This window comes from Streptomyces sp. NPDC007945 (genome assembly GCF_042958885.1).
Classification (GTDB): domain Bacteria; phylum Actinomycetota; class Actinomycetes; order Streptomycetales; family Streptomycetaceae; genus Streptomyces.
Genome location: NZ_JBIBJV010000014.1, coordinates 78877 through 95766, shown reverse-complemented (window position 1 = coordinate 95766; position 16890 = coordinate 78877). Strand labels below are relative to the sequence as shown.

Below are 16890 nucleotides of genomic sequence, written 5' to 3'. Positions count from 1 at the left end.
CACGACCCTTTCCGGGAGCCGCACCAGGTGTGCGGGGCGCCTCCGGGCGTCCCGCACATCGGCGTCCCCGGCCCCGGGTTGTCGGGTTTTCCCAGCGCACCCGGCACCTTTGGTGGCAGTCTGCCAAGCAGTAGATACTCACAGCTACGCATCGCAGACAGCAGCCGGAGGTGCAGTTTCCGTGGCGTCCAGTGTCAACCCCACCGTCAGGCGACGCCGATTGGGGCAGGAGCTGCGCAAGCTCCGCGAGGGCAAGGGCATGACGGCCGAGCAGGTCGCCGAGCGCCTCCTCGTCTCCCAGTCCAAGATCAGCCGGCTCGAGAACGGCCGTCGCTCCATCAGCCAGCGCGACGTGCGCGACCTGTGCGGGGTGTACGAGGTCGAGGACGAGGCGATGGTCAACTCCCTCATGCAGATGGCCAAGGACTCGCGGCAGCAGGGCTGGTGGCACGCCTTCGGCGACATCCCCTACAGCGTCTACATCGGCCTGGAGACGGACGCCCAGAGCCTGCGCGTCTACGAACCGCAGATCATCCCCGGCCTGCTGCAGACCCGCGCGTACGCCACCGCCGTCATCTCCGGCGCGCTGCCCGAATCGACGGCGGCCGACATCGAGAAGCGCGCCACCGTCCGCACCCGCCGCCAGGAGCGGGTCCGCGACGAGGAGCGCCCGCTGCGGCTGTGGGCGGTCATCGACGAGGCCGCGCTGCGCCGGGTCGTCGGCAACCGGCAGGTGATGGCCGAGCAGTTGGAGCACCTTGTCGAGCAGTCGCACCTGCCGCACGTGACCGTGCAGGTGCTGCCCTTCGACACGGGCGCGCACCCCGGCATCAGCGGCCAGTACTCGATCCTGGAGTTCCCGGACGCCTCCGACTCCAGCGTCGTCTACATCGAGGGCGTGACCAGCGACCTGTACCTGGAGAAGGGGCCGGACGTGGCGAAGTACAGCTTCATGTACGAGCACCTGCGGGCGCAGGCGCTGGGCGTGGAGCAGACGCGGGAGTTCGTCGCCGGGATCGCGAAGCAGTACGCGGAGGCCTGAGCCGGTCACGGCAGGGGCGCGGGCACGGGCAGGCCGGAAACGACCGTCGGGGCGCCGGCGGATCCGTCCCCTCCGGCGCGTCCCGCGGGCCCGGGAGGGTCAGACCACGGGGGGCAGGCACGGTACACCCCCGACTCGGTCCGACGGAAGACCAGTTGGAATATGCCACCCGGTCGTGTGAACGCCGGTCCCGCCGCTGGGGACCGGCGAGTAGCGTCGATCAGGCCGGTGGAGATCACGCCGGCACCGACTCTCACGCCCTTCGGGCAGAACCGGAGCTGAGCACATCATGGCCATCATCCAGGGTGCCACCGACAACTGGACCAAGTCCTCCTACTCCGGCGGCAACGGCGCCTGCGTCGAGGTGAAGTCCCCGGTCGTCGCCGCGATCGCCGTCCGCGACTCCAAGGCCCCCGAGGGTCCGTCCCTCTCTTTCGGACCGGGCTCGTGGAACGCCTTCGTCGGCCAGGTGAGCGACGGGGCCCTCTGAGTCCCGCAGCACCGCCCGCAGTACCGCAGAGCGCCCTCTCGTCCGGTCCGCCGTCCTGGCCGAGGGGGCACGCTCATGTCCGGGCCGGGACGCGCGCGTGGGCGCACGCCGGCGGCGACGGGGTCACGGCGTGGGGTAGCGGGTGTGCCAGGTGGGGGTGTGGAGGGTGGGGGCCTGGGTGAGCTCCATGGCGAAGTCGTCGGCGAGTTCGAGGATCGTCCCGCGCCCCTCCACCGCCGCCAACCACGCCGGCGGCAACGCCGTCTCGCCGTGCTGCGCCCCCAGCAACGCCCCCGCCACCGCCCCGGTGACCGCGGACGGCCCGTCGTGGTTGACCGCCAGCCGCAGCCCGTGCCGGACGTCCTCGCCGACGAGCGCGCAGTAGACGGCCGCCGCGAGCTGCCCCTCCGCCCGGTCCTCGTCCGCCCCGAGCGCCGTGACGCGCGCCGCGTCGGGGACGCCCTCGCGGACCGCCGCCAGCGCGCGCGTCAGCGCCTCCGTCACCGGCTCGTGGCCGGGGCGCGCGGCCAGTAGGCCCAGGGCCGTACCGACGGCGGCGTCGACGGAGGCGCCGCGGGCCACGCCGTGGACGGCGACGGCGAGCGCGCCGGCCGCGAGCGTCGCGGCGGGCGCGCCGTGCGTCTGGGCGGCGCACTCGACGGCCAGCTGGCAGACGAGCTGCGGCTCCCAGCCGACGAGCAGGCCGATGGCCGCGGAGCGGGCGAGGGTCCCGGAGTCGCCCGCGTCGGGGTTCTTGGGCCGGTCGGGCGTGCCGAGGCGTTCGTCGCCGAGGCCGGTGAGGCAGGCGCGGGGCGCGTCGCGGCGGGCGTACAGCCACTCCTGGCGGCCGAGCCAGCCGTTGTCGTGGCGGCGTTCGTCGGGGCCCCAGTCGCGTTGGGTGGCGGCCCAGCGCAGATGGGCGCGGTGGATCTCGCTCGGCGGGTGCCAGACGCCGCCGTCGCGGCGGACGTGGGCGCGGATGAGGCCGTCGACGGTGAAGAGGCTCATCTGGGTGGCGGCGGTCACGGGCAGGGTGCCGTCGGGGGGTTCGACGAGACCCGCGTCGCCGTGCGCCGTACGGATCTCCTCCAGCGTCCGTCCGTGGACGCCGGCCCCGAGCGCGTCGCCGACGGCCGCGCCGAGCAGACAGCCGCGGACGCGCGCACGGAAGTCCTGCTGTTCGGTGCGGCCCCACACGGCCGCGGCAGTGGTGGTCACGACGTGCCCTCCCCCGTCCGAGGTCCTGCTCTCTCGCCGTTCTGACACCGGTCTGCGCAGCACTCTAATCGACCGGATGTGCCCGCCCGGGGGTCGTTTCCTTATGTGAGCGGACGCCCTTCAGTCCGCTTTTGACCACAGTTCAGCCGTCGATCACCGGCAGCAGTTCCGGCAGGTGGCCGTCCGAGGCACGGGCGGCGGCCTGCCGCTCGGCGGGCACCCGCCCGTACAGGGTGGTGCGCGGCCGTGACGGGCGGCCGGCCGCCTCCGCGATCGCCTCCAGGTCGCGGATCGACCGGTACGAGCCGTAGCTCGACCCGGCCATGCGGGAGATCGTCTCCTCCATGAGCGTCCCGCCGAGGTCGTTCGCGCCGGAGCGCAGCATCTCCGCCGCGCCCTCCGCGCCCAGCTTCACCCAGCTGGTCTGGATGTTCGGGATGTGGGGGTGGAGGAGCAGGCGGGCCATCGCCGTCACCGCGCGGTTGTCCCGGACCGTCGGACCGGGGCGGGCGATGCCCGCGAGGTACACGGGCGCGTTGGTGTGGATGAAGGGAAGGGTGACGAACTCCGTGAACCCGCCCGTCCGCTGCTGGACGGAGGCGAGGGTGCGGAGGTGTCCGAGCCAGTGGCGGGGCTGGTCCACGTGCCCGTACATCATCGTCGAGGACGAGCGCAGCCCCAGCTCGTGCGCGGTGGTGATCACCTCGATCCAGGTGGCGGTGGGCAGCTTGCCCTTGGTCAGCACCCAGCGGACCTCGTCGTCGAGGATCTCGGCGGCCGTGCCGGGGATCGAGTCGAGCCCGGCCTCCTTCGCCGCCGCCAGCCACTCGCGGATCGACAGGCCGGTGCGGGTGGCGCCGTTGACGACCTCCATCGGGGAGAAGGCGTGCACGTGCATGCCGGGGACGCGTTCCTTCACGGCCCGGGCGATGTCGAAGTACGCGGTGCCGGGCAGGTCCGGGTGGATGCCGCCCTGCATGCACACCTCCACCGCGCCGACCTCCCACGCCTGCTGCGCGCGGTCGGCGACCTGGTCGAGGGAGAGGGTGTACGCGTCGGCGTCGGTGCGGCGCTGGGCGAAGGCGCAGAAGCGGCAGCCGGTGTAGCAGACGTTGGTGAAGTTGATGTTCCGGGTGACGACGTACGTCACCTCGTCGCCGACCACCGACTTCCGCAGGTCGTCCGCGACCGCGCACAGCGCGTCGAGCGCCGGCCCGTCGGCGTGGAAGAGGGCGAGGGCCTGCGCGTCGGTGAGCCTCGTCGGGTCGTCGGCGGCGACGGCGAGCGCCTCGCGGACGTCGGCGTCGATCCGCTCGGGGACGGCGTCGGGCACGAGGCCGGGCGCGGCGGCCTCCCGCAGCGCCTCCCAGTCGCCGTACACCTCGTCGAAGTCGTCGCGCCGGTCGCCCGTGCGGCCCTCGGTGTCGATCGTCGCGTGCAGGTCGGTGCGACCGGAGGCGGTGAAGGACTCGTCCGGCTCCTGCCACGGCAGGCCGCGGACGACCGCGTCGGGGTCGGCGAGACCGGTCTCCGGATCGGCGAGGGCCCGCACGTGCGGCACGATCCGCGGATCCAGCCACGGCTCGCCGCGCCGTACGAACTCCGGGTACACGCAGAGCCGTTCGCGCAGCTCGAAGCCGGCCGCCCGGGAGTGGGCGGCGAGTTCGTCGATCCGCGGCCAGGGGCGCTCGGGGTTGACGTGGTCGATGGTGAGCGGGGAGACCCCGCCCCAGTCGTCGATGCCGGCCGCGATCAGCCGCGCGTACTCCGCGTCCACGAGGTTCGGCGGCGCCTGGAGGCAGGCGGACGGGCCCATGATGAGCCGGGCGACGGCCACGGCGGCCACCAGGTCGTCGAGTTCGGCGTCGGGTGCCGCGCGCATCGCCGTGTCCGGCTTGGCGCGGAAGTTCTGGATGATGAGTTCCTGGATGCCGTGGTAGGCCCGCGCGATCCGGCGCAGCGCGAACAGCGACTCGGCCCGCTCCTCGTACGTCTCCCCGATCCCGAGGAGCAGCCCGGAGGTGAAGGGCACGGAGGAGCGTCCTGCGTCCTCCAGGACCCGCAGCCGCACGGCCGGTTCCTTGTCCGGGGAGCCGTGGTGCGGGCCGCCGGGCTCGGACCACAGCCGGGTGGCGGTCGTCTCCAGCATCATCCCCATCGACGGGGCGACCGGCTTGAGCCGCTGGAAGTCCGTCCACGACATCACGCCCGGGTTCAGGTGCGGGAGGAGCCCGGTCTCCTCCAGGATCCGCACCGACATGGCCCGCACGTACGCGAGGGTGTCGTCGTAGCCGTGCGCGTCCAGCCACTCCCGCGCCTCGGGCCACCGGTCCTCCGGCTTGTCGCCGAGCGTGATCAGCGCTTCCTTGCAGCCGAGGGCGGCGCCGCGCCGGGCGATGTCCAGGACCTCGTCCGGCGACAGGAACATCCCGTGCCCCTCGCGCCGCAGCTTCCCCGGCACGGTGACGAAGGTGCAGTAGTGGCACTTGTCCCGGCACAGTCGGGTCAGCGGTATGAACACGCTCTTCGAGTACGTGATCACCCCCGGCCGCCCCGCCGCCTCCAGTCCGGCGTCCCGCACCCGCCCGGCGACCGCCACCAGCTCGTCCAGGTCCTCGCCGCGTGCCCGCAGCAGCACCGCGGCCTCGCCGACGTCGAGGGCGACCCCGTCCCGCGCCCGCCGCAGGGCCCGTCGCATCGCGTTCCGCGTCGGGGGCGCCGTCGCGCCCTCGGCCCGCTGGTCGGCCTCCCGGCCGGTCTGGTGGTCCGTCATGCACCGAGCATACGAGCGGCGACGGGGCGCGGAGGACGGGTCCCCGCAGCTCGTCACCGCACGTACCGCGCGTACGCGTCGAGGACCCGCAGCACCTCGTCCTCCCCCGCCGGCGGCAGCTGGAGGACGGTCTCGGCGCAGCCGAGGTCCGCGTAGTGGGCGAGCTTGCCGGGGTTCGGCAGGACGGCGTACGGGACGACCTGGAGGGCCTCCGGGTCGCGCCCCGCCTCCTCCCAGGCCCGGCGCAGCACCGGCAGGTGCTCGGTGAGGCCGCGTCCGCCGACCGGCATCCAGCCGTCGGCCCGCGCGGCGACCGCGGCGAACAGCCTCGGGCCCGCCGCGCCGCCGAGGAGGACGCGCGGCGCCCCGCCGGCGGGCTTCGGCCAGGCCTCCGAGGCGCGCACGGAGTACCCGAACCGGCCCTCGTACGCGGTCGGTTCCGGAGCCCACAGGGCACGCATCAGGGCGAGCCGGTCGTGCACGAGGTCCCGGCGGGTGGCCCAGGCGACGCCGTGGTCGGCGGCCTCCTCGCGGTTCCAGCCGTAACCGACGCCGAGCGTGAAGCGGCCGTCCGAGAGGTGGTCGAGCGTCGCGATCCGCTTGGCGAGCGCGATCGGGTCGTGCTGCGCGAGCAGCGAGATGCCGGTGCCCAGCGCGAGCCGCCCGGTGACGGCGGCGGCCTGCGCGAGCGCGACGTAGGGGTCCAGCGTTCGCCCGTACTCCCGGGCGGCCTCGCCGCCGGCCGGGTGCGCGGTGTCCCGGGAGACGGGGAGGTGGGTGTGCTCGGGCAGGTACAGCCCGTCGAACCCGCGCGCCTCCAGCTCGCGGGCGAGCCGCACGGGGGAGATGGTCTCGTCGGTCAGGAAGATCGTGGTCGAGATCCGCATGACCGCACGGTAGGGGGTGCGACGCGGGTTTCCGAGGGGTACGGCGCGCGGCGGGCGGCGCGCCGCGACCCGTGCGCCGGGGGGGCGGGGAAGGGACGCGTCGGCACCGTGGGCCCGCGCGGGGTCGGGGCGGGGATACCCGTTACGGCACGGGGGCGAAGAAGGGACACGTCCGCCCCGGGGGCGCGGCCTCGCGTTACGGCATCGCGGGGTCGGGGAACGGAGGCGTCCGCGCCGTCGGCCCGCTCCCGGCCCGGGGCGGGGAAATCCGCGGGTGCCGCGGCGGCCGGCCTGCTTGGATGGCCCGCGTGCTGACGCGAATCGAGACGTACTACGACGCCGTGCCCCGCTCCTCCGCCCGCGCGGAGGACTTCGGCCCGCTGACCTTCTTCGTGCGGGAGGGCGACGACGGATGGCCGTTCTACGCCCGGCCGACCCTCGGGCACCGGGGCGGGGTGGCGGTGGCGGACGTGGAGCGGGTGCGGGCCCGGCAGCGCGAGCTGGGGCTGCCGGAGGCGTTCGAGTGGGTGGCGGAGACGACGCCGGGGCTGCGGGCCGCCGTCGAGGCGAGCGGCCTCGTCGTGCACGAGCACCCGCTGATGGTCCTGGACGGCGCGCCGCTGCCCGTGCCGGAGCCGGGGGGCGCGGCCGTGCGGACGCTCGGCGCGGACGACCCGGACCTCGCGGCCGCCGTCGCCGCCCCGTACGCGGCCTTCGGCGCGACGCCGGGCCCCGGTGACGCGGAGCGCGTCGCCGCCCGGATCGCGGCCGGCCTGACCGTCCTCGCCGCCGCCTTCGACGCGGCGGGCGGGGAGGCGCTGGCGGGCGGCCAGGTCCAGCCGGTCGGGGACGTGGCGGAGGTCGTCGGCGTGGGCACCCGCCCGGAGGCCCGCCGCCGGGGCCTCGGCCTCGCGGTGACCGCCGAGCTGGTGCGGCGGGCCCGCGCGGCGGGCGCCGAGCTGGTCTTCCTGACGGCCTCGGACGCGGACGTCGAGCGCCTCTACGCCCGCCTCGGCTTCCGCACGGTCGCCACCGCCCTCATCGCGGAGGCCCCGGAGGCGCCGTAGACGCCGCGGACGGGAGAGCCGTCGGCGCCCGGACCGGAAGGACGTCCGCCCCGTCCTCCGCCTCCCGCACGGACCCCTCCCGCTCGCAGCGGCATGCGGGCCGCACGGTCTTCCCCGCCGCGTCGGAGGAGCGGGGTCGTAACCGCCCGCACCCGCCCCGCGTTGGAGCGGGCATGAAGAAGCTCCTCACCGCGGCCGCCCTGACCGCCTTCGCCGCCACCGGCGGCCTCGCCTCCGCGGGTTCCGCCGCCGCCGACACCGGCGGCATGAACCTGCCCTCCGTCGTCCCCCTCAGCGGCGTCCTGAACCCGAAGCCCCTGCCGCCCCAGGCCGCCGACCTCCCCGAGGCCAACCAGGCCGTGGAGAAGCTGCTGCCCGGACGGAGGTAGCCCCGGCCGACGACGGACGGACGAAGGCGGCGGGACCCCCCACGGGCCCGCCGCCTTCGCGTTCTCGGTGACTCAGGTGTGTGGCGCGTCGGTCAGTCGGGGACCACCAGGGACGGGGTCTCCTTCGTCAGGACCTCGCCGCGGAAGAAGGCGGGGCTGCGGCGCTGCATCCACAGCATGATGACGGCGCCGAGGACGAGGAGGCCGACCGCGATGACGAAGACGGAGCCGACGCCGAAGACCGCGGAGCCGGAGCCGTAGGCCGGGTCCCACATGTCGTAGAGGGTCTTGCCGAAGACCGCGGTGAGCATGAGGCCGCCGAGGGCCGGCATGAGGCCCTTGAAGGTGAGGTCGCGGGCCGAGCGGAAGAGGTCGGCGCGGAAGTACCAGACGCAGGCGAAGGCCGTGATGCCGTAGTAGAAGCAGATCATGAGGCCGAGCGCGTAGATGGTGTCGACCAGGACGTGCTCGCTGACCAGGGTCATCACCGTGTAGAAGACGCCGGTGGCGACGCCGGCGACGACGGTGGCCTTGCCGGGGGTCTTGAAGACCGGGTGGACCTTGGTGAAGGACTTCGGCAGCGCCTCGTACGTGGACATGGCGAGGACCGTGCGGGCGACCGGGATGAAGGTGGTCTGGAGGCTCGCGGCGGCGGAGGCCAGGACGGCGACGAAGAGCAGGACGCCGAGGACGGGGCCCATGACGGGGCCGGCGAGGGCGGCGAAGACGTTGTCGGAGGTGTCCGGGTTGGCGAGGCCGAGGCCCTCCTCGCCGGAGCCGACGGCCATCTGCGCGGCGATGCCGGTGGCGAGGTAGGAACCGACCAGGACGACCATCGCGATGAGCGCGGCGCGGCCGGGGGTCTTGTCGCTGCCGACGGTCTCCTCGTTGGAGGCCATGCAGGTGTCCCAGCCCCAGTACATGAAGATCGAGAGGGAGAGACCGGCGGTGAAGGCGGCGAAGGACTGGACGGCGAAGGGGTTCATCCAGGACCAGGAGAAGTCGACCGAGGTCTCGAAGGAGCCCGCCTTGGAGAGGGCGAGGGCGACGAAGACGGCGAGGACGACGAGCTGGAGGACGACGAGGGTGTACTGGACGCCCTTGGTGGCCGTCATGCCGCGGTAGCTGATCGCGGTGGCGGCGGCGATGAGGGCGAGGCAGGTGAGGATGTGGACGGCCTTGTTGTCGTCCAGGGCGGCGATCGAGCCGTTGCCGGTGATCTCGCCGGCGAGGAGCCAGAAGTACGAGGTGGCGACGCCGGCCAGGTTGGAGAGCACGATGATCGTGGCGATCACCAGGCCCCAGCCGCACATCCAGCCGATCTTCGGGCCGAAGGCCTTCACGGTCCAGGTGAAGGAGGTGCCGCAGTCGGGCATGGCCCGGTTGAGCTCCCGGTACGCGAAGGCGACGAGGAGCATCGGGAGGAAGCCCGCGAGGAACACGGCGGGCATCTGGAGGCCGACCTCGCCGGCGGTGGAGCCGAGCGTGGAGGTCAGGCAGTACACCGGGGCGACGGTGGAGATGCCGATGACGGCATTGCCGAAGAGGCCGACGGAATTTCCGCCGAGGCCCTTCTTGCGGACGCCACCGGCGTCTCCCGGGGCGGTGGCGCCCCTTACCGTGTCTCCGGCCTGGGGCCGTGCTTCCACCTGAGTCATGAACAGGACGTTAAGTGCTGCGGTTTCCTTATCCGGAGGCTCGAACTCCGCTCAGTTGATCGATCATCACCTTGCATTGCGAGGGCGGAACGGGGCCCTCGCCAATGATTGAAAGATCGACCAACCAGGTGCACCGACCAACTGGTAGGTCGGCCGCCGGCCGTCCGATATGCGGGAACCGCAGCGAAGGCCGAAATGTCCGTTTCCAAATTTTCCCGAGGAATTTTCCCGGGCGACCGCCGGAGGGCCGGAACCCTTGGGAGGACTGGCTTCCGGCCTTTGTACCGACCGGTCAGCCCGGCCGGACGAGGGCCTGCGTCTCGCTGTAGGCGTGCAGGGCGTAGGACCCGACGTCCCGTCCGACCCCGCTCTTCCTGAAGCCGCCGAACGGCGCCTCCATGTTCCGGGCGACGGTGTTGATCCCGACCCCGCCGGTCCGCAGCCGCGCCGCGACCCGGAAGGCGCGGGCGACGTCGCCGGACCACACGTAGTCGATCAGGCCGTAGTCGCTGTCGCCGGCGAGCTCGATCTCTCCTCCTCGTCGTCGAAGGGGACGACCACGACGATGGGACCGAAGATCTCCTCCCGGACGACCCGCATCTCGCGGGTGCAGTCGGCGAGCAGCGTCGGGGCGACGTAGAAGCCCCGGGCGAGGTCCGGGCGCTCGCCGCCCGTGACGATGGGGGGCGGCCGGAGACCGGGGCAACGGCTGGAGGCGGGGAGACGGCCCGAGGCGGGGGACGGCCCCAGGCGGGAAACGGCCCGAGGCGCGGAGACGGCCCCAGGCGGGGAGACGGCCCCAGGCGGGGGGCCGGAAGTGGGGGACGGCCCGAGGCGGGGGGCAACGGCCGGAGGTGGGGGCGGTTGTGGCGCGCTCGCACGCGGGCCCGCCCGGGCAGCGGGGGCTGCCCGGGCGGGGGGAGCGGTGTTCGGGGGCCGGCGCGTCAGGTGCCGTCCGCCGCGGCCGCCGCCTTCGCGTGGCGCACCAGCGCCGAACCCGCGAGGAAGACGACGGCCATGGCGCTCAGCAGTGCCAGCGCCCTCGCCCAGGCGTACGTCGTACCGAGGCTCGGTCCCAGCAGGTCGACGGCGCGGGCGCTCTCGACCCCGTGGAGCACGATGACGACGACGGCGAGACCGGCGGAGGCGGCCCAGGCGGTCAGCGTGTCCCGAGAGGCGAGCCACACGGCACACACCAGGGACAGCACGCTGACGACCACGGAGAGCGTCTGGGCGTCACCGCCCGAACGCAGGCCCGCGAGGTCCGTCGGCAGGTGGACGAGTCCGCAGACGGCCAGCGCGACCGCCGCGGGCCAGCGCAGCGCCGACCGCAGCCCGGGCGACACGCCGTGGCTGCCGGGGCCCACGGCCAGGGCGCCGTCCAGAACCGACTTCCGCCCGGTGGCACCCTGGGCGGATTGCGGCTGGTCGACGGTGGCCACGGGGTCCCCCCGGCCGGGCCCGCCCGGCCGCGCCGAGGGGTCCCCGCCCGGCGAGGGCTGCCAGTCGCTGCTGTCGGCGCCGAGGATGCCGACGAGCTGGACCACGTCCTCGATCGGCCGGCCCACCGCCGCGGCGCGCAGCGTGGTCTCGGCCTGCTGGAGGTCGTACCCCGAGGCGTTGAGCAGCGCGAGCAGCTGGCGCACCTCCTCCAGGGGGCGGGTGACGGCGGCGGCGCGGAGCGCCACGTCCGCGGGGCTGGAGAGCTCACCGGTCTCCTGGAGCCGGGCCACCAGCGCGGCGACCTCCTCCACCGGGCGCTCGGTCGCCGCCGTCCGCAGGAGCGTGTGGACGGCCTCGTCGCCGGAACCGTCCTGGTCCGGCGCGTCCGCCTCGGCCCCCGCGGCCGAAGCCGCCCGCGCGTCCGCGTCGGCCCGTACCTCCGAGGCCACCCGCGCCTCCGAGGCGGTCGGCGGCTCCGAAGCGGCCTTGGCCTCCGAAGCCGTCAGCGGCTGCGCAGCGACCCGCGGCTCCGACGCGGCGAGGTGCTCCGGTTCGGCCGAGGGCTCCGGAGAGGCAGGGGGCTCCTGAGCGGAGGGACCCTCCCGCCGCTCCCGGCGGGCGGGGTCGGGCGTGGGGTGGGATGTGGACCCGCGGTCCGGCGCGGACGCGGACGCGGATGCGGCCGCGGACCGGGGCGCGGACGTGGGCACGGGTCCGGGAACAGACCCGGAGTCGGGAACGGACCCGGTGTCGGAAGGGGACCCGAGGCCGGGAGCGGACCCGGCGCCGGAGACGGCTCCGGCCTCGGCGACGCCGGGAGCGGGCCCGGATTCGGCCCGGAGGGTCGTCAGGACCGGGACGGTCGGTACGACGGGGGGAAGGGCGGGCCGTTCGGGGATCGGTGGCGTGCCGGGCGCCGAGGACGGGGAGACAGTCGGCCGACGTGCCGGTCCTGCGGTGGGCCTCTCGGTCGGCTCCGTGTCGTCGTCCGCCGACGGGATGTGCGGAAGGTCGGTGGTCATGTCAGGCTCCGTTCGTGGGCGCCCCGGAGGGTGTCCACCATGGCTGTCTCGTGGCGTACGTCAAACGCACACTCGACTACCAGTAGTGCGCACTTGGTGACGGGAAGCCATCAGGGAGCGGTCTCCTTGGGCCGGTGGAGTGAACGGGCCCCGGCGGACGCCCCCTAGGGCCGCCAGAGGCCCTCGGGAGACAGCCCCAGGAGGTCGATGGCGTTGCCGCGCACGATCCGCTCGACCACCTCCGGTGCCAGGTGGCCCATCTGCGCCTCGCCGACCTCCTTGGACCGGGGCCAGGTGGAGTCGGAGTGCGGGTAGTCCGTCTCGTAGAGGACGTTTCCCGCGCCGATCGCGTCGAGGTTCCGCAGCCCGAAGGCGTCGTCGAAGAAGCAGCCGAAGACGTGCCCGGTGAAGAGCTCCGACGGCGGCCGGGTGACCTTGTCGGCGACCCCGCCCCACGCGCGGTTCTCCTCCCGGACGACGTCCGCGCGCTCCAGGATGTACGGGATCCAGCCGATCTGGCCCTCCGCGTACATGATCCGCAGGTTCGGGAAGCGCTCGAACTTGCCGCTCATCAGCCAGTCGACCATCGAGAAGCAGCAGTTGGCGAAGGTGATGGTGGAGCCGACCGCGGGCGGGGCGTCCGCCGACGTGGACGGCATCCGGCCGGACGAACCGATGTGCATCGCGACGACCGTGCCGGTCTCGTCGCAGGCCCGCAGGAACGGGTCCCAGTGGTCCGTGTGGACCGACGGCAGCCCCAGGTGCGGCGGGATCTCGGAGAAGGCGACGGCCCGGACGCCGCGGGCGGCGTTCCGCCGCACCTCGGCGGCGGCCGGCTCCGGGTCCCAGAGGGGGACGAGGGTGAGCGGGATCAGCCGCCCCCGCGCGTCGGGCCCGCACCACCCCTCGACCATCCAGTCGTTGTACGCCCGCACGCAGAGCAGCCCGAGCTCGCGGTCGGGCGCCTCGGTGAAGGTCTGGCCGCAGAAGCGCGGAAGGTCGGGAAGCAGAGCGCGGACTGGACGTGGTTGACGTCCATGTCGGCGAGCCGTTCCGGCACGGAGAAGGAACCCGGACGCATCTGCTCGTACGTGATCACTTCGAGCCGTATCTCGTCCCGGTCGTAGCCGACGGCCGTGTCGAGCCGCGTGAGGGGCCGGTGAAGGTCCTCGTAGACCCACCAGTCGCCGAGCGGCCCGTCGTCGCCCTTCGCGCCCATGACGGGGGCGAACCTGCCGCCGAGGAAGGTCATCTCCTTCAACGGGGCGCGGACGATCCGCGGGCCGGTGTCGCGGTACCGCGACGGGAGCCGGTCCCGCCAGACGCGCGGGGGCTCCACGGTGTGGTCGTCCACCGAGATGACCCTGGGGAAGGTCTCCTGGGTCCCCATGCCCCTCACGGTAGCGGCGATCTGACGAACCATCAGCTGTCGTGACGCCCGGCCCCGGTCACAGCTCCTCCACAAGGACGCCCCGATGCTGACGCGCTCCCTCCGGACAAGGCAGACTGTCCGGGGCGATACCACCGGTAGGGGCAGGGGGAGCCATGGGTCAGGACAAAGGGCCGCGCGTCCCGGCGCAGGCCCTCGGCACACACGACGCCGGGGCCGCCCCCGGCGTACCCCGACGGCGGCCGGACGGGGGCCCGGACAGCCGCGGCCCGGCCTCCCCGGCGCACTCGGCGCCCTCGGCCTCTCCGGCACCGTCGGCACCCCCGGCCTCCTCGGCGCCCCCGGCACCCCCTGCCTCGTCGGCACCCCCTGCCTCTCAGGCACCCCAGGCACCCCAGGCACCCCCGGCACCGCCCGCACCCCAGACCTCGTCGGCACCCTCGCCGCCCCCTGCCTCCTCGGCGCCCCCCGCACCCCAAGCCTCTCCGGCATCCCCGCCCGCCCCCGCACCCCCCGCCGCCGGCCTCCGGTTCGGCGTGCTCGGGCCCGTGCGGGCCTGGCGGGGCGAGGAGCCGCTGGCCACCGGGTCCCCGCAGCAGCGGGCCGTGCTGGCCGCGCTCCTGCTGCGCGGCGGACGGACGGCGACGGCGGCCGAGCTGATCGACGCGCTCTGGGGCGAGGAGCCCCCCTCGCAGGCGCTCGCCGCGCTCCGCACGTACGCCTCCCGGCTGCGCAAGGCGCTCGGCGCCGAGGTGCTGGTCAGCGTGGACGGCGGATACGCCCTGCGGACCACCGCCCTCGACCTGACCCGGGCGCGGGAGCTCGCCGCCGAGGCCGAACGGCTGCGGACGGCCGGCGACCGGACCGGCGCGCGGGCGCGGCTCGCGGAGGCGCTCGACCTGTGGGACGGCGAGGTGCTGGCGGCCGTACCGGGGCCGTACGCCGAGAACCAGCGGACCCGCCTGGAGGAGTGGCGGCTCACCCTCCTGGAGACCCGGCTCGACATCGACCTGGAGGTCGGCGCGCACGCCGAGGCCGTCTCCGAACTGACCGCGCTCACCGCCGCGCACCCGCTCCGCGAGCGGCTGCGCGAACTCCTCATGCTCGCGCTCTACCGCGGCGGCCGGCAGGCCGAGGCGCTCGCCGTGTACGCCGACACCCGCCGGCTCCTCGCCGACGAGCTCGGCGTCGACCCGACGCCCGAGCTGTCACGCCTCCAGCAGCGCATCCTCCAGGGCGACGCCGAGCTGGCCCGCCCCGTCGAGGAGCAGGCCCCGGCGGCGGCGCCCCCGGCCCGCCCCGCGCAGCTCCCGGCCACCGTCCCCGACTTCACCGGCCGGGCGTCCTTCGTCCGGGAGCTGGGCGACCGGCTCGCGACCGCCGAGGGCTCGGTCATGGCGGTCTCGGCGCTCGCCGGGATCGGCGGGGTCGGCAAGACGACGCTCGCCGTGCACGTCGCCCACGAGGCGCGCCCGCACTTCCCGGACGGACAGCTGTACGTCGACCTCCAGGGCGCGGGCGCGCAGGCCGCGGCGCCGGAGACGGTCCTCGGTTCGTTCCTGCGCGCCCTCGGGACCCCGGACTCGGCGATCCCGGACTCCCTCGACGACCGCGCCGCCCTCTACCGCTCGACGCTGGACGGCCGCCGCGTCCTGGTCCTCCTGGACAACGCCCGGGACGCCGCCCAGATCCGCCCCCTGCTGCCCGGCACCGCGGGCTGCGCGGCGCTGGTCACCAGCCGGATCCGCATGGTCGACCTGGCGGGCGCGCACCTGGTGGACCTCGACGTGATGTCCCCCGAGGAGGCGCTGCAGCTCTTCACCAGGATCGTCGGCACGGAACGCGTCCAGGCGGAGCGTGAAGCGGCCCTCGACGTCGTCGCGGCCTGCGGCTTCCTGCCGCTGGCGATCCGCATCGCGGCGTCCCGCCTGGCGGCCCGCCGCACGTGGACCGTCTCGGTCCTGGCCGCGAAGCTGGCGGACGAACGCCGCCGCCTCGACGAGCTCCAGGCCGGCGACCTCGCCGTCAAGGCCACCTTCGAACTGGGCTACGGCCAGCTGGAGCCGGCCCAGGCGCGCGCCTTCCGGCTCCTCGGCCTCGCGGACGGCCCCGACATCTCCCTCGCGGCGGCCGCGGCCGTCCTCGACCTGCCCCTGTGGGACACCGAGGACCTCCTGGAGGCCCTGGTGGACACGTCCCTCCTGGAGTCCGCCGCACCCGGCCGCTACCGCTTCCACGACCTGGTCCGCCTCTACGCCCGCGCCTGCGCCGACCGCGACGAGCACCCGCCGACGGAGAAGGCCGCGGCCCTCTCCCGCCTCCTCGACTTCTACCTGTCGACGGCGGCGCGGGTGTACGCCATCGAGCGCCCCGGCGACCGCCTGGTCGACCACCTGGAACGCACCGCGTACGAGGGCCTCACCTTCACCGACCGCCACCAGGCCCAGGACTGGCTCTACGCCGAGTCCCACTGCCTCCTCGCCTGCGTCCGCCACTCCGCCGCCACCCCCACCACCCTCCGCCGCGCGGTCGACCTCCTGTGGGCGTCGTTGGACCTCGGCGAATCCGGGGCCGATTCGAGGGAGTTCGAGGCGACGGGCGCCGTCGTACGGGACGCCGCCCGTGCCTTCGGGGACGCCAAGGCCGAAGGCCGCGCCCTCATGGTCCTGGCGGGGGTCCACCACACGGCGGGCCGCTTCCAGGAGGCGGACCGCGACGCCGAGCTGGCGCTCCCCTGCGCGGAGAAGGCCGGCGACCCCGTCCCGGCGTGCTGGTCGGCCAACGCCCGCGGCATCATCGCGCTCTACCAGAACCGCTTCGCGGAGGGCGAGCAGCACCTCACCGAGGCCATCGAACGGTTCCGGGAGATCGGCGACGACCCCGGCGAGGCGAGCGCCCTCTGCAACCTGTCCCGCATGCACCTGGCCATGGGGCGGACGTCGAGCGCGATCGAACTGGCCCTCCGGGGCACGGAGATATACGACTCCATGGGGCACGCCCTCCGCGGCGCCAACGGACGGTACGCGCTGGGGCTGGCGCTGACCCAGGACAACCAGCTCGCCGCGGCGGCCGAGCGCCTGCAGGAAGCCCTGGACGTCTTCGCGGACAGCAGGCAGCGACTGTGGGAGGGCATGACGCTGTTCCGCCTCTCCGAGGTGGACCTCGCCGCCCGCCGGTACGGCCAGGCGGCGTCCAACGCCGAGATGGCGCTCACGGTGCTCCGGGGCATCGGGGGCGAGTGGCGGCGGGCCAACGTCCTCACGGTCCTCGGCCGCGCCCTCTACCACCTCGGCCAGAGCGGCCGGGCCGAGGCCTGCTGGCACGAGGCACTGGGCGTCTTCGAGTCCCTCGACTCCCCGGAGGCGGCCCAGGTGCGCGCGCTGCTGACCCCGGCCGCGGCCGCCTAGACGCCCCCCGCCAGCACGTTCATCGTTCGTTTATCGCCCCCCGGCATGCTGGTTCTCACAACAGGCCGCCGCGCCGGGGGGCAGGCGGCCCGGTGTCACGGCCG

The 16890-nt window shown here is 74.4% G+C and carries 10 protein-coding genes and 2 pseudogenes; 5 read left to right on the top strand and 7 right to left on the bottom strand.

Annotated elements, in window-relative coordinates:
- Window positions 1-181: 181 nt before the first annotated feature.
- Together ACFZCF_RS30510 and ACFZCF_RS30505 are read left to right on the top strand one after the other, a co-directional pair.
- Entirely contained in the window at window positions 182-1042 is an 861-nt protein-coding gene (locus ACFZCF_RS30510; protein WP_388449641.1) for a helix-turn-helix domain-containing protein, read from the top strand.
- 289 nt (window positions 1043-1331) lie between these two features.
- On the top strand, window positions 1332-1532 hold the full coding sequence (locus ACFZCF_RS30505) for a DUF397 domain-containing protein (protein ID WP_031013475.1): 201 nt from the start codon (window positions 1332-1334) through the stop codon (window positions 1530-1532).
- A 123-nt stretch (window positions 1533-1655) separates the two neighbouring features.
- Here the strand turns inward: ACFZCF_RS30505 and ACFZCF_RS30500 are convergent, their stop codons facing one another.
- The 3 genes from ACFZCF_RS30500 to ACFZCF_RS30490 form a co-directional block, all read right to left on the bottom strand.
- Window positions 1656-2750 (bottom strand): ADP-ribosylglycohydrolase family protein, encoded by a 1095-nt coding sequence (locus ACFZCF_RS30500; protein WP_391290263.1) that lies wholly within the window; start codon window positions 2748-2750, stop codon window positions 1656-1658.
- Between the two features lie 142 nt (window positions 2751-2892).
- Window positions 2893-5523: a bifunctional FO biosynthesis protein CofGH gene (locus ACFZCF_RS30495; protein WP_391290261.1), complete on the bottom strand. Its 2631-nt coding sequence runs from the start codon at window positions 5521-5523 to the stop codon at window positions 2893-2895.
- Window positions 5524-5576: 53 nt separating this feature from the next.
- A complete protein-coding gene (locus tag ACFZCF_RS30490) occupies window positions 5577-6410 on the bottom strand; it encodes a TIGR03619 family F420-dependent LLM class oxidoreductase (RefSeq protein ID WP_391290259.1) in 834 nt (277 codons plus the stop codon).
- Between the two features lie 299 nt (window positions 6411-6709).
- On the opposite strand from ACFZCF_RS30490, the gene ACFZCF_RS30485 reads away from it, so the two are divergent.
- Entirely contained in the window at window positions 6710-7477 is a 768-nt protein-coding gene (locus ACFZCF_RS30485) for a GNAT family N-acetyltransferase (RefSeq protein WP_391290257.1), read from the top strand.
- Between the two features lie 173 nt (window positions 7478-7650).
- Window positions 7651-7866, top strand: coding sequence for a hypothetical protein (locus ACFZCF_RS30480; RefSeq protein ID WP_388449646.1), 216 nt, complete (start codon window positions 7651-7653; stop codon window positions 7864-7866).
- A 92-nt stretch (window positions 7867-7958) separates the two neighbouring features.
- Here ACFZCF_RS30480 and ACFZCF_RS30475 read toward each other — a convergent pair whose 3' ends face one another.
- The 4 genes and pseudogenes from ACFZCF_RS30475 to ACFZCF_RS30460 form a co-directional block, all read right to left on the bottom strand.
- Window positions 7959-9524 (bottom strand): amino acid permease, encoded by a 1566-nt coding sequence (locus ACFZCF_RS30475; protein WP_391290254.1) that lies wholly within the window; start codon window positions 9522-9524, stop codon window positions 7959-7961.
- A 292-nt stretch (window positions 9525-9816) separates the two neighbouring features.
- Window positions 9817-10205, bottom strand: a pseudogene (locus tag ACFZCF_RS30470) (aldehyde dehydrogenase family protein); the annotation flags it as partial.
- Between the two features lie 263 nt (window positions 10206-10468).
- Entirely contained in the window at window positions 10469-11416 is a 948-nt protein-coding gene (locus tag ACFZCF_RS30465; RefSeq protein ID WP_391290252.1) for a hypothetical protein, read from the bottom strand.
- A gap of 737 nt (window positions 11417-12153) precedes the next feature.
- Window positions 12154-13379, bottom strand: a pseudogene (locus ACFZCF_RS30460) (amidohydrolase family protein).
- Window positions 13380-13915: 536 nt separating this feature from the next.
- Here ACFZCF_RS30460 and ACFZCF_RS30455 point away from each other — a divergent pair.
- On the top strand, window positions 13916-16786 hold the full coding sequence (locus tag ACFZCF_RS30455) for a BTAD domain-containing putative transcriptional regulator (protein ID WP_391290250.1): 2871 nt from the start codon (window positions 13916-13918) through the stop codon (window positions 16784-16786).
- The last annotated feature ends 104 nt before the right edge of the window (window positions 16787-16890 follow it).